Source organism: Anabaena subtropica FACHB-260 (assembly GCF_014697105.1).
Taxonomy (GTDB): Bacteria; Cyanobacteriota; Cyanobacteriia; order Cyanobacteriales; family Nostocaceae; genus Trichormus; species Trichormus subtropicus.
Genome location: NZ_JACJRF010000017.1, coordinates 35,113 through 53,685, shown reverse-complemented (window position 1 = coordinate 53,685; position 18,573 = coordinate 35,113). Strand labels below are relative to the sequence as shown.

The window sequence follows — 18,573 nt, the reverse complement described above, 5'->3', positions numbered from 1 at the left end:
ATCAAGAGAAAGGTTAGAGTCATTTAGTCAATAGTCATGATGGGTTCTCCTCCAATACGGTTCGGTTAACAGAGTTATCTGTTGAGGTGAGCAGGGGGTGCAGGGGAGGCAGGGAGGGAAGAGAGTTATTATTAAGCAATTTCTCTTCCCCTGCTTCTATTCTCCCCCTGCACCCCCTGCTTATCCGAACCGTATTGGGTTCTCCTCTGCCTGTTTCCTGTCCCTAGTCTTGATCAGTACTGCTAAACTAGGGTATGTCCCCAAGAACCCATTACTATGCTCAAGCGTTCTAAGTTCGAGACAACCCAATCTCAGATTATGCACCGTGCTGAGGATTTAATTAGTGCAGCTTCAAATCGCTACCGCATTACGGTTCAGGTGGCAAATCGCGCCAAACGTCGGCGTTATGAAGAATTTGAAAGTGCTGAAGATGCAATGATGAAGCCAGTACTCAGGGCAATTATTGAAATGTCTGATGAATTGACACAACCAGAAATCATTGGTGAAATTTAAAATATAGTGCTGAGTTGAAAGTGCTGAGTTGATCACCAGTCACTTTGCCCTTTCTTCTCAGAATATTTGTCAACCCTTCAGTTTATATTTGTGAAGTTTAACTCAGCATTGACAACTGCCTTTGTGGTAGCGGGTGTTATTACTTTGGGTGGAGTTAATTTAACCAGCATCCAACCTGCGATAGCTCAGAGAATTAGCCCTGGTGAAGTTTGGCAGCAAGTGTATCAACAATTGCCCGACTTTCCTAGAGAAAATCAATACACCAGTAGAGAAACTGGCAGAGTGGCAGAGAATAATACCTTGGCAAGTCGCTTAATTAGATATCACGTATATGTGAAAGAACGCGCTCCTAATTATCGCCTAGATTGGAAACTAACTCTAGCTGATTACTTGGATGCTAATGAAATTATGTACGACAGTACCTATCCAGGTAATGATACATTGCGGCAGAATCCCATAGAAGGCGATCGCGCTGCCATTTCTCGCCTCAATCGTAATCAACGCAATGCTTTAGTACAAGTTTTAACTAATATTTTTAACCCAAATACCACCACTCAACCAACTCCACGCCCCAGCACCTCAACCAGTCCCAACACTCCCAACACCACACTTCCCCAAACAGGAGGCGCTGAACTCCTCAAATAAATCACCCCATCCTTTTCATCAAAATTTTCATGGAACGTCTAATTAAAAGTGGTGCTGGCTGGCGCATTGGTTGGAATCCCAATGCAACCGAATTTAAAGGTTTAGTCGGTACTGATGATTGGGCAATTGAGTTAACCGAAGCTGAGTTAGATGATTTTTGCCATCTCTTAGCTAAGTTAGCAAACACTATGAAGCAACTCGCCGCCGAATTAATGGATGAGGAGAAGATTGCCTGTGAAGCCGAAAGCGATTTATTATGGATGGAGGTAGAAGGCTATCCTCATGAATATAGCCTGCGCTTGATTCTGAATACAGGACGCTGTGTTGAGGGTAAATGGAATCCCTCTGCTGTGCCTAATTTGTTGCAAGCGGCTGGAATGCTGAAAGTTTTTTGAGCTTACCCCTTGATTCTACTCAGAGTTTGCGGTAATATAATAATTCTGACCGGGGCGTAGCGCAGCTTGGTAGCGCGCCACTTTGGGGTAGTGGAGGTCGTGGGTTCGAATCCCGCCGCTCCGATTGATAGGACACTGAATTACGTAAAGGTTGTAGAGTTTCCCCCAACTCAATCCTTCAATTTAATTATTTTAAAAAGAGGTGCGTCAAGCGACGCACCTCTTTTTATTCCAATACGGTTCAGTTAAGGTGATTAGTCAATCAATTTGTTGAGAACCAAGATTCGGGGGATTCTCCCCCAAACCCCCTATTGGGGGACGGTTGCGTCCCCCAAACCCCCTCCAAAAAAGTCTATCTGTTGTATTGGCAGTAATTGATTTTATTTCTTCACTGAACTGTATTGCTTTTTATTCTTTATTCTGCACCTTCAATGGGTGCAAAACCTTGGCGTTGAATGTTTTCTGTGATTGTGCGTGGTTCTAAGAACTGCAACAGATAATCAGGGCCGCCGGCTTTGGAACCGACACCAGAAAGTTTGAAGCCACCAAAGGGCTGTCTAGCAACGATCGCCCCTGTAATGTTACGGTTGATATATAAGTTACCAACTTCAAATTCTTCTTGGGCTTGTTGAATGTGGGAAGGTGTGCGGGAATAAAGCCCACCAGTCAAGGCGTAGTCGGTATCGTTAGCAATTGCTAAGGCTTGAGCAAAATCTTTAGCTTTAATTACTGCTAACACAGGTCCGAAAATTTCTTGCTGGGCTATCGTTCCATTGGGTGGAACTTCACCAAAGATGACTGGCCCGACAAAATAACCGTGGTTCGGTGCGCTTAACTCTAACGCCACCTGAGATTCTGCCTTACCCTTCTCAATATACTCGCGGATGCGATCGCGGGCATTGGCATCAATCACTGGCCCGACTTGGCTACTAGGTAACTCCGCCTCGCCAATATTTAAGGATTTCGTCGCTTCCACCACTCGCCGGATAAAAGCATCGTAAATTGCTTCCACCACTACTACCCGCGAACAAGCAGAACACTTTTGCCCACTGTAACCAAAAGCTGACTGTACCACTCCGACAACGGCTTGGTCTAAATCAGCACTTTCATCGACAATAATGGCATTTTTCCCGCCCATTTCGGCAATTACTCGCTTCATGTGCCTTTGTAGTGGTTTGAGTGTAGCCGCTTCTGCATAGATGCGACAACCAACTTCCTGAGAACCAGTAAAAGCAATCAGATGAGTATCGGCATGACTTACTAAATAAGCCCCTACTTGTGAACCCTTACCCGGCACGTATTGAAATACACCTTTAGGAATGCCAGCATCTATTAAGATTTCCGTCAGTTTAGCAGTAATCACAGAAGAAGTTTCCGCAGGCTTAAGCAGGGTGCAATTGCCTGTAACCAAGGCAGCAACAGTCATTCCACAGGCGATCGCCAAAGGGAAATTCCAAGGAGAAATGACGACAGCAATACCCCGTGGCTGGTAAATATAACGATTCGTCTCCCCAGCAACATCATAATTTATACCTTGATATAACCGTTCCATCTCATCCGCGTAGTAGCGACAAAAATCTATCGCCTCTGAAACCTCTGCGTCCGCCTCCTTAACAGGTTTCCCTACTTCCAAAACTATCCAAGCCGACAATTCCGCCCGACGCTGTTCCATCAAATCAGCCGCCTTCCGCAAAATCGCCGCCCGTTCCTTAACAGGAGTCCGCCGCCACCCAGGAAAAGCCGCCTTCGCCGCCTGCATTGCCTGCTCCGCCTGTTCCACACTAATCAATCCAACCTTACCAATCACCTCACTAAAATTAGAAGGATTAACAGAATCAATCACCTCAGCAGTCTGCACATACTCCCCATTAATTAGAGGTAAATAAGTCTTGCCCAACTCCCCACGTACCACAGCAAAAGCCCGCGCCGCCTTTGTTCTGTCCTCCTCCTCTGCGTAATCTGTATCCGCCGCCCCCACAAAGTGTCTACCCTGTGAGAATGCCTCCGGCGAATGCACCTTTGCCTGGGCTAAATCAACTTTCGGCGCTGCCAGCAACTCCTCCACCGGACGATTCTCCAAATTTTGCCGTAAAAACGAACTATTCGCCGTATTTTCCAATAACCGCCGAATCAGATAAGCCATCCCCGGCAATAACTCACCATAAGGACAATAAACCCGGACTCGATACCCCCGATCAACCAAACCCTTCGCTAACTTATCCCCCATGCCATAAAGCACCTGCATCTCAAACCGCCGCCTGGGGATATTTAAAGTCTCAGCAATTGCCATCGCCAAAGCTTGCGATCGCACATTATGGCTACCAATGGCAGAATAAACATATTGATGATTTTCCAGCAATAATTGAGTTATCGCTTCAAAATTGGCATCAGTCGCCGCCTTATCGTTAAAAACAGGTTGATTCCAGTGCTTTTGTGCTGCCTTGATAGTTTCCTGATCCCAATATGCGCCTTTTACCAAACGAATTGTTAAAGGATAACCGCGCTGTTTCAACCAAGCAATGATATTTCTAGCATCTTGCTCACTATCTCTTAGATATGCTTGAATCGTCATCCCTATATCTGTGCGTTGACGAAACTCATCTTCTAATAAGATTTTTTGCAAAATATTTAAAGTTAAGTCTTTGTAGGCGTACTGTTCCATATCAAAATGGATAGCTGCCCCCAACTCCTTAGCATGACGTAATAAAATACGAATGCGATCGCTAACTTTCTCCTCACTACCCTTAGCGTCTAACGGATCGAATTGGGAATAAAATGCCGTTAACTTCACAGAAACCTGGACTTTTGCTATCTGTTCCCCATCGGCTTCATCAATAGCCGGGATATTAGCCCAATTCTTAGACGCTTCTGTTAATTGAGTAATTAATTCTAAATAGCGTTCTAAATAAGACTGTGCCTCAATTTCCGTAATTACCGCCTCACCAAGTAAGTCGATGGTGAACGCCATTTTTTCTTTTCGTAGTCGTTCAACTGTCTTAATGACTTGCTTAATATTTTCCCCAGAAATATATTTATGAGCTAAAGTCTCAACTGCCGTTGATACAGTAGTTGCAGCCACTTGTCCCGGCATAGAATCAGGGTTAGCAAAATTCAGCATCCCCTTTAAAGCTGCGGGAAGTTCAACAGATTCATCTCCTAAATATTCTTGTAAATGAGCAGCAATTTCTGCTTTGCTATGTAATGCGGGCAAAGTATCAATAAACCTAAATAATTGCACCCGTAAACCGGGGTTACTCATCGCCCAAGCAAGCAATTTGTCATCCCAACGCATTTGATCGCGCAAAGAGGCAAGAAATGAACGATTTTCTTGGGTAGCAGCTAATAATTGCCTAGCAATTTCTTGAGTTTTAGCTTCGTAGGTGCTGGTTTGTACTTGTAATACCACTGATAGGAACTCCTGAGTCAACTTAAGACTTTCTCTGGAAAGTCCGTGCTTTCTATTGTGACTCGTGAATTTTATTGTCACCACACATAAGCAATTCAAATTTAAAATACGTAAGGCTTCCTCTCTTTGTTTCTGTAGTGAATAATTTTCTAAACACACAGAAGAATTTATGCTTACTGAAAAGAATTTTTTGTTTTACGAATGGCAACATACACTTCAAAGCTTTGAGGTGGAAAAGGCATCTGCCGAACAAGTCTTTACAAATTTAATTCAAGCTTATTCAAATCCTAGTCGCCATTACCACACACTTAAACACATTAGTTCTGTCTTCCATACCATCCAGAGTTTGCAAGCTTACACTCAAGATTTGGCGGCGGTACAACTTGCAACTTGGTTTCACGATATTATTTATGACACCCAGGCTCAAGATAATGAAGAAAAAAGCGCTGAATATGCTTGTGAATCACTTAGTAGTTTAGGCATTCCCCTCAGTTGTCTAACTAAAGTGAAGCGCCTCATCCTCAACACCAAACACCACCAAGCTGATGATGATATTGATAGCCAAGTCCTACTAGATGCAGATTTGGCAATTTTGGCTACTAACCCAGTTGACTATCAAGAATACGCTCACGCCATCCGCCAAGAATACGCTTGGATGTCAGACAGTGATTATATTCAAGGACGCACACAAGTTCTAGAAAGATTTTTGCAAAGACAGCGTATATATTGCACACCGTTAATATATGATAAATCAGAACAATCTGCTAGAGCTAATTTACAAGCAGAAATTCAAAGACTTAACAAGTAATCTTGTTCATGGATAACACACAATACGAGCAAACATATAAGACAGAAGTAATCAACTTCTTCAACAGTAGAAGCAAGTATGACAACGATTATACAATTCGCCGCGCTTTGCCTTTATTAGAACTAATTCCCCTACAAAATGGGCAGAAAGTTTTGGACTTGGCAACGGGAACAGGTATTATGGCGATCGCTGCTGCTGAAATTGTTGGTGCTACTGGCAAAGTCATAGGCGTAGATTTTTCTTCAGGTATGCTTGCTCAAGCACAAGAGAAGATTAATAAATTAGGTTTGCAAAATATCGAATTAATTGAAGCAGACGCAGAGTATATTGATTTTGAAGATGAAAGTTTTGATGTCATTCTTTGTTCTACAGCCATAGTCTATTTTAGAGATATTCCGGCTGCTTTAAGTAAGTGGTATCGATTTCTTAAAAAAGGCGGAATAGTAGGATTTTCTTGTTGTTCTCAAGAATCATGTGAAGCACCAACTATTATTAAGGCTTGTGCAAAGAATGATATTTTACTCATCAATATAAATGAACCAACAGGTACTATCCAAAAATGCCATCTTCTAATGGAAGCAGCCGGTTTTGAAGATATTGAAGTGAAAACTCAACAATTTGGTTTCTACCACAGTCTGGAACAAGCTAAAAGATGGAATGGTGGATGGTTCCATCCTAGAGAAAATCCTCTTTTAAATCTGTCATCAGAACAGATGGAAGAAGTAAAAGCAGAATATTGTCGAGAGATTGAAGCGAAAGCAACAGAACAAGGTGTTTGGTACGAAAATTTAACTTTTTTTGTGAGTGGTCGAAAAATATAGTATAAAAAGCTACTGGGTCTAGTCTCCACCCAATGTCACACCCAGCCAACAGAGAAACTGCAAACTTTTCGTCACATCAACGCAAAAACTAGACCCAGTATAAAATTCAGACTATCAGATGTTAAATCTTAGCGTCTGCTACGGTTTGGCACTGCATTTAGATAGTCAATATCAAAAGCAGAGATTCTTTGTGCGTAGTTACCTTGACCACCAACTGACACTGCCATATCCGCAAATTTGCGAGGGTCGCCTTCGCGCAGTTGTTTTTCTTTGGACTTGCGACTGTAGAACTTGTCCAAGGTAAAGCGCCAGTCTGTTTGCACTGTACCTGCTTTTTCTTGGAAGTCTTCGCCGTAACGGGGAGTTACCAAGTTATAGGGACGACCTTCCATCCGTTTACGTTGGTAAGGTACGATGTTTTCACCAAAATTATTGGTGTATTCTTCGCTGTCGATGAGTGCATCAACAAAACCGCTAAAACCTTTAGTCCCGATGACAATAGACCAAGCGATTTGCTCGTCTTTGTTGTAAGAAGAACGACCCAAAAGACGTTTTAGAGTGATGTCAACTAGGCGGTAGTTGTTGTTAACTGAGACAACTAGACGGTAGAAGGCTTCAGATTTAGCTAGACCACGAATGAAATCTCTCACAGAAATAGAGCCATTCTTCACCTGGGATTCCAGCGTTTTTTGGCGATTGAACTTGAGAATTTCATGTTCGCTGAAGACTTGGCGATAGGAAGCCCAAATGATGTTTTGAATATCAGTGTAGGAGCTAACATCTTCTATGCGATAGATGTATGGTGTATCTTCGTTTTGGTCAGCGACACCAAAGCTGGCAACCCGGTGATTTTGAGAGCTTGGTTTGTATTGAAGTAATGGCAATGCCATGCTGAGTTATTCCCCTTATTAAAAAGTTAAACAGCTAGCTTTATCAACTGAAAGAGGTTTGATTTCTCAAAATCCTCCTTCATGCTTTACTTATTTTCCCGCATTAGGTCAATAGCTAGAGCTGATACCCCAACCAATTTAGGACGAACAGGAAAGTCAATCCAGCGCTGATGACCAGCAATACTGCTAATATTGCCGCCCCATCATAATTACGATTGGATCTTCTATACCAATCGGTGATATAACGTTCTTGTCTGAGGGTATAGGCTTTGTCACGGTAATCAGCACCATAACGAGGTGTAAAGCTGAATGGTCGGTCTGTAGTCATCCGTTTGCGCTGGTAGGGTACGGTGTAGTCACCAAAGGCTTGCTCATACTCTGAACTGTCAATCAAAGCATCAACAAATCCTCCCCAACCTTTGCTGGCAATTTGAATTGACCAAGCAATTTTTTCTTCTTGGTTATAGGGAGAGCGTCCCAATAGCCGCTTGAGGCACATTTCCACCAGCCGATAGTTGTTGTTAGGTGTGACAACTAGCTGATAAAAGCGCTCTGACTTAGCTAAACCTCGAATAAAATCCCTAACCGTAATTGACCGATTTTTGAGTTGGGTTTCTAAGCCAATTTGTCGATTGAACTTGAGAATCTCTTGTTCGTTAAAGACTTGGCGATAGGTAGCCCAAATCAGTTCTTCAATTTCACTGGGAGAGTTGGCATCTTCTAGACGGTAGATATAAGGAGTATCCTCATTTAAATCAGCCGTCCCAAAACTCCGAACTCGTTGATTTTGAGTTGTGGGTTTGTATTCCAGTAAAGGTAATGCCATTGTGAAAATCTCCGGTTTCAAAGAAGTTGGTCGGCAACTTACCGCACGGGGAAATTGGCGCTAGGATTTACGGAGATGGGAATCCCTGCCGGTGTGGTGTTCCGGGTTGTGTCGGGAATTTTAATATTGGCAGTGCTTACTGGTGTAAAGGTGACGGTCTTGATTTCTATGGATTTAGCTAATTCCAAGAAATTTTTAATATCACCTTCTATGTAGCGCTCACTTTCCAACTTGTCGCGCCAGTAGTTGCCGTAGCGTGGTGTGACTAGATTGAAGGGTCTATCTTTATAGCGTCGCCGTTGGTAGGGGACTATATTCTCACCAAAGTTGCTCTGATATTCTTCAGAATCGAGCAGAGCATCAACAAAGCCATCCCAACCATTGGTTGCTATCTTGATTGACCAAGCAATTTCTTCATCCTTATTATAAGGCGCACGACCCAAAAGCCGTTTCAGTGCTAATTCTACAAGGCGGTAGTTAGAGTTACTCTTGATGACTAAACTCTTGAAAGCCTCTGATTTAGCTAGACCCCGAATGAAATCGCGGACACTGATTGCCCGATTCTTCAATTGGGATTCTAGATTGCCTTGGCGGAAGAATTTTAGGATGACGTGTTCACTAAACACCTGCCGATAAGCAGCCCAAATTAGTTCTTTGAGTTCGCCATCGTAGGCAGCGTCTTCGATGCGGTAAATTCTGGGAGTATCTTCGTTAGGAACTTCGTACCCAGGAACACGCTGGTTTTGAGAACTGGGTTTGTATTCTAGTAATGGGATTGACATGGTTTGGTTAGTTGTCAGTTATTAGTTGTCAGTTGCCTTCTCAAGTGGTTTTATTGCCAGGAATATAACGATATGGCAAAGCTACGGCTGTCGGTTTAACTGTTGGTTGGGGGGTTGTAACTTCGCGGCTGGTGTCGGGAATTTTTATATCTTTGATTTGGGATGTTACGGAAGCGATGGTGCGCTGGTAGTTCCGTTCTGGGGCGAGAATTTTGCCTGCCAATGCCATGAAGTTGGCGGGGATGGCGCGACGGATATCGTCTTTGGTTAAAGTGCCTGAGGTACGGGCGCTGTAGAAGGAACGTCCACCCAGGGAGGCGAGAGTTTGGCGATCGCGCCAGTATGCGTTATACCGAGGGTTAACTAGGTTAAAGGGTCTATCTTTAAACCTGCGGCGTTGGTAAGGGACAATATCATCGCCAAAGTTTTCTTGGTATTCATCACTGTCTAATAAGGCATCGATAAAACCATGTAATCCCTTAGTGCCGATGACAATTGACCAAGCGATTTCTTCATCTTGGTTATAAGCTGCACGTCCCAAGAACCTTTTTAAGGTAATGTCAACTAAACGGTAATTAGAGTTGAGGTCTGCTACCTGGGTGCGGTAAACCTCTGATTTACCTAATCCTCGGATAAAATCACGGACGTTGATTGCCCGATTCCGTAGTTGAGATTCTAAAAAGCGTTGGCGATTGCTGGCGATGATCAGGTGTTCGCTGAAAATTTGCCGATATGCTGCCCAAATAATGGCATCAACATCAGCATCATCGATAGCAGCACTCAACCGATAGATAGTTGGGGTATCTTCATTAGGAACTTCGTAGCCTTCTACACGTTGGTTTTGTGAAGAAGGTGCATATTCCAAAAGAGGTATTGACATTTTTACTTTCACCTTTTCTTATGAAACTCAATTTTAACTATTGACTTTGAGCCAATAGAATACGTGCTTGGACTGCCTTTTCAGGATCAGTAGCCAGCATTTCTTTGAGTCTAGTATGGATGGGCTGTTGTAAATCAGGTATATTTACTAAACCTTGCAGACCGACGATCGCTGCATAACGAATCGACCATTCTGCATCTTGGGAAATCAACAGCAGTGTTTCCAAGGCTTTTTTGGGTGCTGTTTGGTTGTCGGGAAACTCTAGCTTGTGCCAGTGTAAGTTCCCTAATCCTTTAGCCGCAGCCCGGCGGACACTGGGAGCAAAGTCTGTAGCAGCAGCATCGATTAATACATCTAAAGCACGGGGATCAGCGATCGCCGCGAGAGTGCGAATCGAATAAGCCCGTGCGCCATAGTTGTAGTCATCTATTTGGGTGAGTAACTGGGGAACTGCTGCTTCTCCCAACTGCACTAAAGCAGTGGAAGCAATTGCTGCTGCGGTTGGGTTGTTATAACCAAACACAGCTATTAAAGTGGGAATCGCAGCTACATCTTTGGCCATTGCCAATTCCTGTACTGCTGTTACCAGTTTCTCTGGTGTATCTGCCAGGGCAACGCCATTAATTAGTTCATCAGTCATTAGTCAATATTTAATAGTCAATAGTCAACAGTCAATAGTCAACAGTCAATGGACTATAGACTACGGACTATTGACTACAACAATGAATCCATGAGGTTCATGACCCGGATGGCATGATCAGATATTGTGAGGGCGTTTGACTCTGGTATCTGATGTTCTAGCAATCCTTTGAGGGCTATGAGTTTGAAGCTGTTTTCGGCTTTGGCGTTGGCGATCGCTTCTGCTGCTGCCAAGTATCCTATTGCACCCAAGTCTCCTAAGGCAACCCGTCGTAGGTTCAGGTCGTTACCTGCCAACACTTTCACCAGCAGCTCTCCATATACTGGTTCTTGTGTGAGCTGGTACATTGCCCTGGCTGCGGCACACTGCACTCGTGAGACTGGATGCTCTAGAAATGGCTGAATCAGAGGGATAGCACCAGTAGCACCAATAGCTCCTAAAGCTTCTAATACTGCTTCGTAGGGCTGGACTAGATGAGGTCGTCCTGTGACTTGCACGGCCTGGGCAACTCCCCCATCGAGTAATTTGATGAGTGCTGGTGCTGCTGTTTTATCTTTGAGCATTTCTAGAGATTGGGCAGCTGCTTCACGCACGTAAAAGTCTGCGCATTCCAAGCACTTAATTAAGCTTGGCACGGCTTTACGATCGCCCAATTTTCCCAATGCTCTGGCTGCGTTGCGTCGCAGGGGATAGCCACCGAGTTCGGTTCTGTCGGCTTCATCCTCTAACGCTGCAATTAAGCCATCAACAGCAGCATTTTCCTTCACTCGATACTTACCCAACCACCAAGCAGCATAATAGCGGAGACTTAAGTCTGATGATTGCAGGTTAGCTATGGCTAGTTCTGGTGTTAGCTGTGGCCCGTTCTCTGCGGGAAATTCTTCCACACTAGGTTCTATCATTACCAGGCGCTATTATGCCTCTGCGGAAACCAATTGCTCAATCTTGACGATTTTGCCACCCAAGCGGGTAATCCGTTGGTATTCTTCGTTCATCCGGCTGTATGGCACTGTGATAAATACACTGCCACTGTTACGGATGTTGTATTTGTTTTTGTCTGTTTCTGAGCTTTGCCGCAAGCCTATGACTTCGTAACGAAATACTCGACTAGCGGAGGAAGAAACGCTACCAGCCCCAAGTGTGGTTTGACCGAACATTACTTCTCTATCTCCATTGTTGTAAGTTTTACCGTGTTGTCGCGTGTTAGTTGTCAGTTGCTAGTTGTCAGTTTTTTGAATCCTGACCACTGAATAATGACCACTGACCACTGACAAAATCCCCTTACCTTAGGCTGAGGTGACACTAACGATTTTGCCACCTTGCTTGTGGATTTGCTGGATCTTGTCAGAGAGCCGCTCGTAAGGTACTATAAATACCGTGCTGCTCCGCCGTACACTGGGGTAGCCAGGGTTACGAACTCCGGTAACTTCTAGTCGATAGACGCGATCGCCTTCGCCAACGGCATTACCCAAGTTTTTCTTGGGAGCGACATCTGCTGAAGCCCGGAAACCCCAACTATTATTAGTTCCAGATGGCCCAACAATTGTAGAAGTTTTGTTACTAGCTAATTCCCGCGCCAATCGAGACTTAGTACCTTCTACTTGAGCGCGATCGCTGTTAGCATAACCACGGTACAAACGGAACATCCGGTTGAAACCTGCTGTTTTCTGCCCTACTTGAGTCTCAAAACCACGATAGTAAGGAACGACGTTATCGCCGAAGTTGCTTTGATACTCCCATGAATCTATATAGGAGTCTATCTCGGCATCGTAACCCTTATTCTGGTATAGGTCTAAGTGGTAAACAACTTCTGACTCATCGTAAGGAGCGCGACCCAACAAGTGTTTATAGTTGAGTTCGATTAGTCGAGTTTGGAAGCTGTTGTAGAAAAATTTCTGTTTGTAGAGTTCTGATTTAGCAACGCTACGCACAAACTCACGCACTGTTAGATTACCATCTCTCAATAGAGACTCTGCACTAACAAGGCGTTCTGATGCGAGTATGTAGTCATTACCCAAAACGTGCCGATAAACGGCGCGAATCACTGATTCTACTTCTTCTCTGCTAGCTTTGGGGCGTAATTCTACTTTAGGTGCGTCGCTAAAAGGCTCTGTTCCCAGCCTCGATGCTGCTGCTGTAATTGCCATTTTAAGTTTCCCCTATTTTTTTGCCGGTTTTCACTACCGACTACTGAATTTGAAAAAGTGTTAGTCCCTTTTTCATACATAAAACTATGCCCGGAACGAGATTCAACTGCTAGGTGATAACTACATCCAGCACTTGCACCCCTTTCCGGGCAGGAAGCTATCTAGCTGAGAGCGTTGATAGCGTAGTCGATGTAGGTGTTAGCTTCGTTAGCAGCTTGACCGCCTAAACCATGATTAGCTTTGATGTGCTTCAGAGCTTCAACATACCAGCTAGGAGACAAATCAAAGGTGCTGTTGATTTCAGCCAAACCAGCAATTAAGTATTCATCCAAGGGGCCAGTACCACCAGCAACTAAGCTATAGGTGATGATGCGTAGGTAGTGACCAACGTCACGAGCGCACTTGGATTTACCACGGCTGTCAGCAGCGAATTGAGGGCCGGGGGTTTGGGTGGTGTAAGGGAATTTTTGGTAAACAGCTTGGGTTGCACCGTCAATCAAGCGTTGAGCGTTAGAGGTTAGACCACGAGCAGCTTCTAAACTAGCAGCAGCGCGCTCATAACGACCACGAGCTGATTGGAGTTCGGTGTTGCCTAAGAAACGACCTTGGGTATCAGCAGCAGCAATAGCTTCGGTAATGGGGGTTTTAACCATGATGTAAAATTCTCCTTAGTAATTTCGTAGTTTTTTACCTGTTACCTAAATAATTAGGTTTCAGTAGGTGCTGGACTTTGCTCGTTAAAATTAACCAACAGCAGCAGCAGCGCGATCAAAGTAGCTAGCTACTTCAGAGATCAATTGGCTGCAATCGCCTTTGGTGATACCGTTGGGGTCGTTAGCGATACCAACAGCAGCATCTTTCATTTTTTGAACGCCAACAGCTACGGAAGAACCAGGAGTTCCCAATGCTTGGTATGTTTCGCGCAAGCCATTCAAGCAGCGATCGTCTAGAACGCTAGCATCGCCTGCGAGGATAGCGTAGGTGACGTAACGCAAGATGATTTCCATGTCGCGCAGACAAGCAGCCATACGGCGGTTGGTGTAAGCGTTACCACCAGGAGCAATCAACTGGGGTTGTTCTTCAAACAATGCACGAGCAGCGTTGGTAACGATCGCAGAAGCGTTGCTGGTGATGCGGTTAACAACATCCAAGCGCTTGTTGCCTTCTTTAACAACATTTGCCAAAGCGTCTAGTTGTTCGTTGCTGAGGAACTCGCCTCTGGAGTCAGCCTGAGAAACCACCTTGGTAAATACGTCTAATGTCATGGACTTAAATCTCCTAATTCTTGGTTGAGAGATGTCTGGATTAAAACTGGCTATGTTTTATTTCTCGGAAACGGTTGTAAACAGACCAGGGATCAAACTGCTTCTCAGGTAGTCTCAAAATTTCTTGCCACTTCAATAAAATGAGAAAAATGAGAAACTGGGGTGATTTTATGAGAAGCTGGCAAACTTTATGAATCGATTGCCTTGTTTAACTTTTGTCTGTTGTTTAACCCCTCCAGCTTATGTTTATACAATGCTATAGATCCTTATTTTGTTAAAAATTGTGAATAAATAAGTTGCAGGAATAAGAACCCCCTCAACTGCTTTACATACAAGGGCTAGAACTGAGAAAACCACTAATTCTTCGTAACACAACTTCATAAATTAGCGGTTTTAGCAGAAATATAGGAGGGTTAATTATTTTTTAATATTTCCACAAACGTAGTGATAGCAATCTATTGCTGTTTTACTTGAAGTTTTTCATCAGGATGGTTTTTGTGAATAAACGTAAAATTAATTTTTCGCAACATTTGTAGAGAAGGGGACTGGAGAATTTTGGATTTTGGATCTTGCGGAAAGTTGCGTGGACGGGTTTCCCTCGTCGAAGCACTATAATTTCAAGACAGATATGGGATTACACAAAATCTCATAATTTAAAAACTCGCTGCGCTGCGTCCACTACGCTAACGCAAATCCAGAGATGAAAAGACAGTGGGGATTGGGGAAGAGTATTTCAGATCCCTGCTTTTTTGAACCCAAAGCGATCGCTTGTCGTAAAACAGCTTGAGCTTCTGGTGTGGCAATTTCTTGTAAAGACACCTCCACCGCGTAACGTAATCCTCGATCTTCGGGTGTGAGTAATACCCAAATTAGCTTTTATTGGGCATTGTTAGGATAGTGATGATGAAATGTTTAGGTTAAGGCAGTAATAGCGGCTAAAGCGATCGCTTATTCTGGAGTCTCAGCCTGATTTAGTTGTAAGCTAAATATGGGTTTATTAATAAGTTGACTTTTGATGGAAAAATGTACAAGATAATGGACTGAAAGTATAACAGTATAAAATTCTCAATCACTAATTATTAACATTAAATAGTGAATTTTCTTGAACGGAAAATGTAAATTAGCCTACAGCTAGGCTTACACTAACATAGGGAAGGCTTGTGCCAAGATAATTCAAAATGAAGAATAAAAAATTTTGAATTAATTCTGAATACAGAGAAAAGTCGGAGCGCCAGTATTCTTGCAGTGTCCCGAAGTGAAGGAAATTTTGAATGAGTAGCGCAATAGAGAATTTAGTGATTATTAGATAAAGCAGCAATTGCTACGGTCAAGCCTTTTTTATTCCTATCTAAAGGTAATTGCACCATTTTTCAGTTTATTTACAATTATTATCCATGCCTAAAGAGTAAATTTTAAAGCAATCTTTCCCGAATAGATAATTGAAAAAACCTGCACCTATATGTAAATTATATTAGTAATTAAAATAAGGATTTAAAATTGCTTTTAAATCCTTATTTATTATTTTACATACCGCTTGAATGAATTTATTCTTAAGTTTTTTAAGTTAGTGTTAATACACACAGACTTTCCCAAAACTTATTTTTTTATAAAGGTTTTAGTTACTTTGTATGAACAATAGTTTAATAATTAAATCATTTTATTTACTTTACTTAATAAATGATTGAGCATTTTTTCTACCCTGGTATTAAATCAAGCTTATATATGCTGTCTTGCTGACAGTAAGACGACTAGTTATTCTAATTTGAAAAATGATGGCGACAGATGGACGGAGAAAACCCATATACACCAAGCGGTTTTCAATCCCAAATCTAAAATCTAAAATCCAAAATGGTATTACCCTCGCACCCCTTTCAAAATGAAGAGTCTGATTGCTTAAACAGGGTCAAGAAGATATGGCGGCTCTGCGTCTAAGAATGTCTAAGAGAGTTGTAAAACTTTGTGGAGGAGTTGCTGTGACTTCAACCCAATCTTCAGAAATTGGATGTTGCAATCTCAATCGCCAAGCGTGGAGAGCTTGACCTGGTAAATTTACTCCCACAGAACGACCGGAACCATACACAGGGTCGCCGACTATAGGATGACCCATCTTAGCGCTGTGAACCCGAATTTGGTGAGTGCGTCCAGTTTCAAGTTGAAAGTGAATTAATGTGAAGTTTCCCAGACGTTCTTGTATTTGCCAATGGGTGATGGCTGACCTTCCCCCTTCTTCTACGGGGACAATAGCCATTTTCTTGCGGTCTTGGGGATGGCGACCAACGGGTAAATCTACTTTGCCAGTTGCAGTTTTTGGCGCACCATAAACAACACCTAAATATTCTCGCCGTGCGGTTTTGGCTTGGAGTTGCGCTTGTAGATGTTGATAAGCAATGTCGGTTTTAGCGATCGCTATTGCCCCCGTTGTATCTTTATCTAAACGATGGACAATTCCCGGTCTTTGCACACCCCCAATACCTGGGAGATTAGGACAATGCGCCAACAAAGCGTTTACCAATGTGCCATTAGGGTGTCCGGGTGCTGGATGAACAACTAAACCAGCTGGTTTGTTGAGAATGAGTAGCTGGTCATCCTCATAGAGAATATCTAGGGGTATATCTTCTGCTTGTAGTTCTAAGGGTTGGGCTTCGGGAATTGCTAAAATGATGCGATCGCCTACTTTCAGGTTTATCTTTTTAGATGTACAAACTTTGCCATTAACTTGGACTTTACCCTGTTCAATTAACTGTTGAATCCGAGAACGGGATAAATCTGGTAATTCTTCAGCAAGATAACGGTCGATGCGTTCGCTGTTTTCTTCAACTAGTAAGTAAAATTCGTTCAACATTAGGCACTAAGGACAAATCAATTTAAAATTCAAAATACTCTTTGTTACGCAACGCTACCGCGAACGGGAAACGCAAGCGCCACAAAATTCAGGAAATTTTGGCGATTAGAAAATAATATTTTTAAGTCAGCACTCAACACTCAGCCCTGAGTCATAATTCGTCTGGATTAATTCCTTTGGCTTGCAGTAAAGCACGAAGTGCTGATAATTGGTTTTCTGCTTGTTCAGCGCGTTGGCGTTCTTGTTCAGCTTGTATTTGCGCTTCTTCCCTTTGCTGCGCCAGTTCTAAATATGTTAAAAACTTTTGACCATCTGGACGATAAATCTGAAGGTCACTATCTAACAACTCAAAGCGGACATCGAGACGAGGACTTGTCCATCCAGCCATTTGGGAAATTTCCGCTAATTCATCACCAGAGCGTAACCAACCACTTAACTCAAATTTCTCAGGGTCATATAAATAATATTCTTCTACCCCATAGCGTTCATAAAACTTGTATTTTGCAATCATCTCTTTAGCAGTATTACCAGGGGAGAGAATTTCAAACACTACTTGCGGTGAAATGTTTTCTTCTTGCCATTGGATATAGGAGCCTCTATCGCCTTTTGGTCTGCCAAAAACCACCATTACATCAGGCGCACGACGTTTTAGGTTATCACCTTCAACAGGATACCAGAGTAAGTCACCTGCGACGAATACATTAGGGTCATTGGCAAACAATAAGTCCAAGTTTTTCTTGATTAGTACAATCAACTCAAACTGTTTTGTGTTGTCTGCTATTGGCAGTCCGTCGCTGTCCGGGTAGATAATGCCTTTTGAGGTGGAGGATGGTATCAGTGTAACCATTGCGGTAATTCCCGTTTCACAAGTGGCATTGTTAATTTTAACGAATTGAGTTAAGAGCCAGAAACAGGTAAGGTTTAGCAACAAGCCAATGTAGGCGATCGCTAATTTATTGTGGAAATGGCAATATTGCACATACACTGAACAGGATTCACATTAAAAAATTATAAAAATGTGGTTTCTACTGTACAATTTTTCACCCTCAGGAAAACTAATGAGTAAGGAAGTATTCAAATACCTTCCAGTTTAATTTTTATTCACGCTTTCTTTAAGCATTAGCCATAAAGTTTATATATTATTTTTATTTCCCTAGATAAATTAGAGTAACCTAGCATTTAGTAAGCCATTACTTGCCTATCTACCATTTAAAGAAAAGAGAAATCTTTATAGTAAAAATCTGCTATTGACATTTGGCAAGTGATTGCTGTGAAAAATCTGGCTAATAACATCTCTAAAATCTCAAACTTAAGTAAGTTACAAAGCAACAATTGCTGAGTGCGTAAAAACACTCGCTTCTCACTATGTAACCGTATTTCAGCTTAATTTACCTTAATTTGGCGTTATACAGTGAGAAGACAGATAAAACTTTTGCTACTGATGGGTTTGAGCCAATAACTCTACGTGTAGTACTTAAGGTACTGTTAGATTAGCCAAGTTAATGAAAGATACAGAAAATCAATCTGGTTTTTGAAACACTGTTTTCTAGTAATCAGTTGAGTAATTTTTCTGTTTGGCATCATGACGCTATTCCACTCAGGGTGAGTTGTACTTAGATGTGCTACTGCTTGGTGGAAAATTTGTCATGGCAAAAAGTCAAAATTCACTGTCGTTACTCAAATGTAAAAACTTAAATTTAACTAAAACTATTT

Annotated in this window: 18 protein-coding genes, 1 tRNA gene and 1 pseudogene; 6 read left to right on the top strand and 14 right to left on the bottom strand. The window is 42.6% G+C overall.

Annotated features, from left to right (window positions below; all coding sequences use genetic code 11):
• Positions 1–276 precede the first annotated feature (276 nt).
• The 4 genes from H6G18_RS12090 to H6G18_RS12075 all read left to right on the top strand — a co-directional run bounded on the left by H6G18_RS12090 (position 277) and on the right by H6G18_RS12075 (position 1,677).
• The gene (locus H6G18_RS12090) at positions 277–513 is read left to right on the top strand and encodes a DNA-directed RNA polymerase subunit omega (protein ID WP_010998779.1); all 237 of its coding nucleotides are present in this window, start codon (positions 277–279) and stop codon (positions 511–513) included.
• Between the two features lie 90 nt (positions 514–603).
• Positions 604–1,158, top strand: coding sequence for a hypothetical protein (locus H6G18_RS12085; protein WP_190407346.1), 555 nt, complete (start codon positions 604–606; stop codon positions 1,156–1,158).
• 29 nt (positions 1,159–1,187) lie between these two features.
• Positions 1,188–1,553, top strand: a complete 366-nt coding sequence (locus H6G18_RS12080) for a DUF1818 family protein (protein WP_190407345.1) — start codon at positions 1,188–1,190, stop codon at positions 1,551–1,553.
• 50 nt (positions 1,554–1,603) lie between these two features.
• Positions 1,604–1,677: transfer RNA gene (locus H6G18_RS12075), tRNA-Pro, on the top strand.
• 291 nt (positions 1,678–1,968) lie between these two features.
• Here H6G18_RS12075 and pruA read toward each other — a convergent pair.
• Positions 1,969–4,959 carry an L-glutamate gamma-semialdehyde dehydrogenase gene (pruA, locus tag H6G18_RS12070; protein ID WP_190407344.1) on the bottom strand — a complete coding sequence of 997 codons (2,991 nt, stop codon included), beginning with the start codon at positions 4,957–4,959 and terminating at the stop codon, positions 1,969–1,971.
• A gap of 169 nt (positions 4,960–5,128) precedes the next feature.
• On the opposite strand from pruA, the gene H6G18_RS12065 reads away from it, so the two are divergent.
• Together H6G18_RS12065 and H6G18_RS12060 are read left to right on the top strand one after the other, a co-directional pair.
• Positions 5,129–5,767, top strand: a complete 639-nt coding sequence (locus H6G18_RS12065; RefSeq protein ID WP_190407343.1) for an HD domain-containing protein — start codon at positions 5,129–5,131, stop codon at positions 5,765–5,767.
• A gap of 8 nt (positions 5,768–5,775) precedes the next feature.
• Positions 5,776–6,588: a class I SAM-dependent methyltransferase gene (locus tag H6G18_RS12060; RefSeq protein ID WP_190407342.1), complete on the top strand. Its 813-nt coding sequence runs from the start codon at positions 5,776–5,778 to the stop codon at positions 6,586–6,588.
• A 128-nt stretch (positions 6,589–6,716) separates the two neighbouring features.
• On the opposite strand, the gene H6G18_RS12055 is transcribed toward H6G18_RS12060, so the two are convergent.
• The 13 genes and pseudogenes from H6G18_RS12055 to H6G18_RS11995 form a co-directional block, all read right to left on the bottom strand.
• On the bottom strand, positions 6,717–7,478 hold the full coding sequence (locus H6G18_RS12055) for a phycobilisome rod-core linker polypeptide (protein ID WP_190407341.1): 762 nt from the start codon (positions 7,476–7,478) through the stop codon (positions 6,717–6,719).
• A gap of 115 nt (positions 7,479–7,593) precedes the next feature.
• Positions 7,594–8,304, bottom strand: a complete 711-nt coding sequence (locus H6G18_RS12050; RefSeq protein WP_190407340.1) for a phycobilisome rod-core linker polypeptide — start codon at positions 8,302–8,304, stop codon at positions 7,594–7,596.
• A gap of 38 nt (positions 8,305–8,342) precedes the next feature.
• Positions 8,343–9,086 (bottom strand): phycobilisome rod-core linker polypeptide, encoded by a 744-nt coding sequence (locus H6G18_RS12045; RefSeq protein WP_190407339.1) that lies wholly within the window; start codon positions 9,084–9,086, stop codon positions 8,343–8,345.
• Positions 9,087–9,126: 40 nt separating this feature from the next.
• Positions 9,127–9,966 carry a phycobilisome rod-core linker polypeptide gene (locus tag H6G18_RS12040; RefSeq protein ID WP_190407338.1) on the bottom strand — a complete coding sequence of 280 codons (840 nt, stop codon included), beginning with the start codon at positions 9,964–9,966 and terminating at the stop codon, positions 9,127–9,129.
• Between the two features lie 37 nt (positions 9,967–10,003).
• Complete coding sequence (locus H6G18_RS12035; RefSeq protein ID WP_190407337.1) at positions 10,004–10,606, bottom strand: HEAT repeat domain-containing protein; 603 nt, start codon at positions 10,604–10,606, stop codon at positions 10,004–10,006.
• Positions 10,607–10,680: 74 nt separating this feature from the next.
• Positions 10,681–11,508: a HEAT repeat domain-containing protein gene (locus H6G18_RS12030; protein WP_190407336.1), complete on the bottom strand. Its 828-nt coding sequence runs from the start codon at positions 11,506–11,508 to the stop codon at positions 10,681–10,683.
• Positions 11,509–11,520: 12 nt separating this feature from the next.
• Positions 11,521–11,763: a phycobilisome linker polypeptide gene (locus H6G18_RS12025; RefSeq protein ID WP_190407335.1), complete on the bottom strand. Its 243-nt coding sequence runs from the start codon at positions 11,761–11,763 to the stop codon at positions 11,521–11,523.
• Positions 11,764–11,892: 129 nt separating this feature from the next.
• On the bottom strand, positions 11,893–12,753 hold the full coding sequence (locus tag H6G18_RS12020; protein ID WP_190407334.1) for a phycobilisome linker polypeptide: 861 nt from the start codon (positions 12,751–12,753) through the stop codon (positions 11,893–11,895).
• A 161-nt stretch (positions 12,754–12,914) separates the two neighbouring features.
• Positions 12,915–13,406 (bottom strand): phycocyanin subunit alpha, encoded by a 492-nt coding sequence (gene cpcA / locus H6G18_RS12015; RefSeq protein ID WP_190407333.1) that lies wholly within the window; start codon positions 13,404–13,406, stop codon positions 12,915–12,917.
• Positions 13,407–13,496: 90 nt separating this feature from the next.
• Positions 13,497–14,018, bottom strand: a complete 522-nt coding sequence (locus H6G18_RS12010; protein WP_010994704.1) for a phycocyanin subunit beta — start codon at positions 14,016–14,018, stop codon at positions 13,497–13,499.
• Between the two features lie 678 nt (positions 14,019–14,696).
• Positions 14,697–14,894, bottom strand: a pseudogene (locus H6G18_RS24740) (hypothetical protein); the annotation flags it as partial.
• Between the two features lie 1,027 nt (positions 14,895–15,921).
• Complete coding sequence (locus H6G18_RS12000) at positions 15,922–16,860, bottom strand: RluA family pseudouridine synthase (RefSeq protein WP_190407332.1); 939 nt, start codon at positions 16,858–16,860, stop codon at positions 15,922–15,924.
• A gap of 151 nt (positions 16,861–17,011) precedes the next feature.
• Positions 17,012–17,707, bottom strand: coding sequence for a Uma2 family endonuclease (locus H6G18_RS11995; RefSeq protein WP_190407372.1), 696 nt, complete (start codon positions 17,705–17,707; stop codon positions 17,012–17,014).
• Positions 17,708–18,573: the final 866 nt, after the last annotated feature.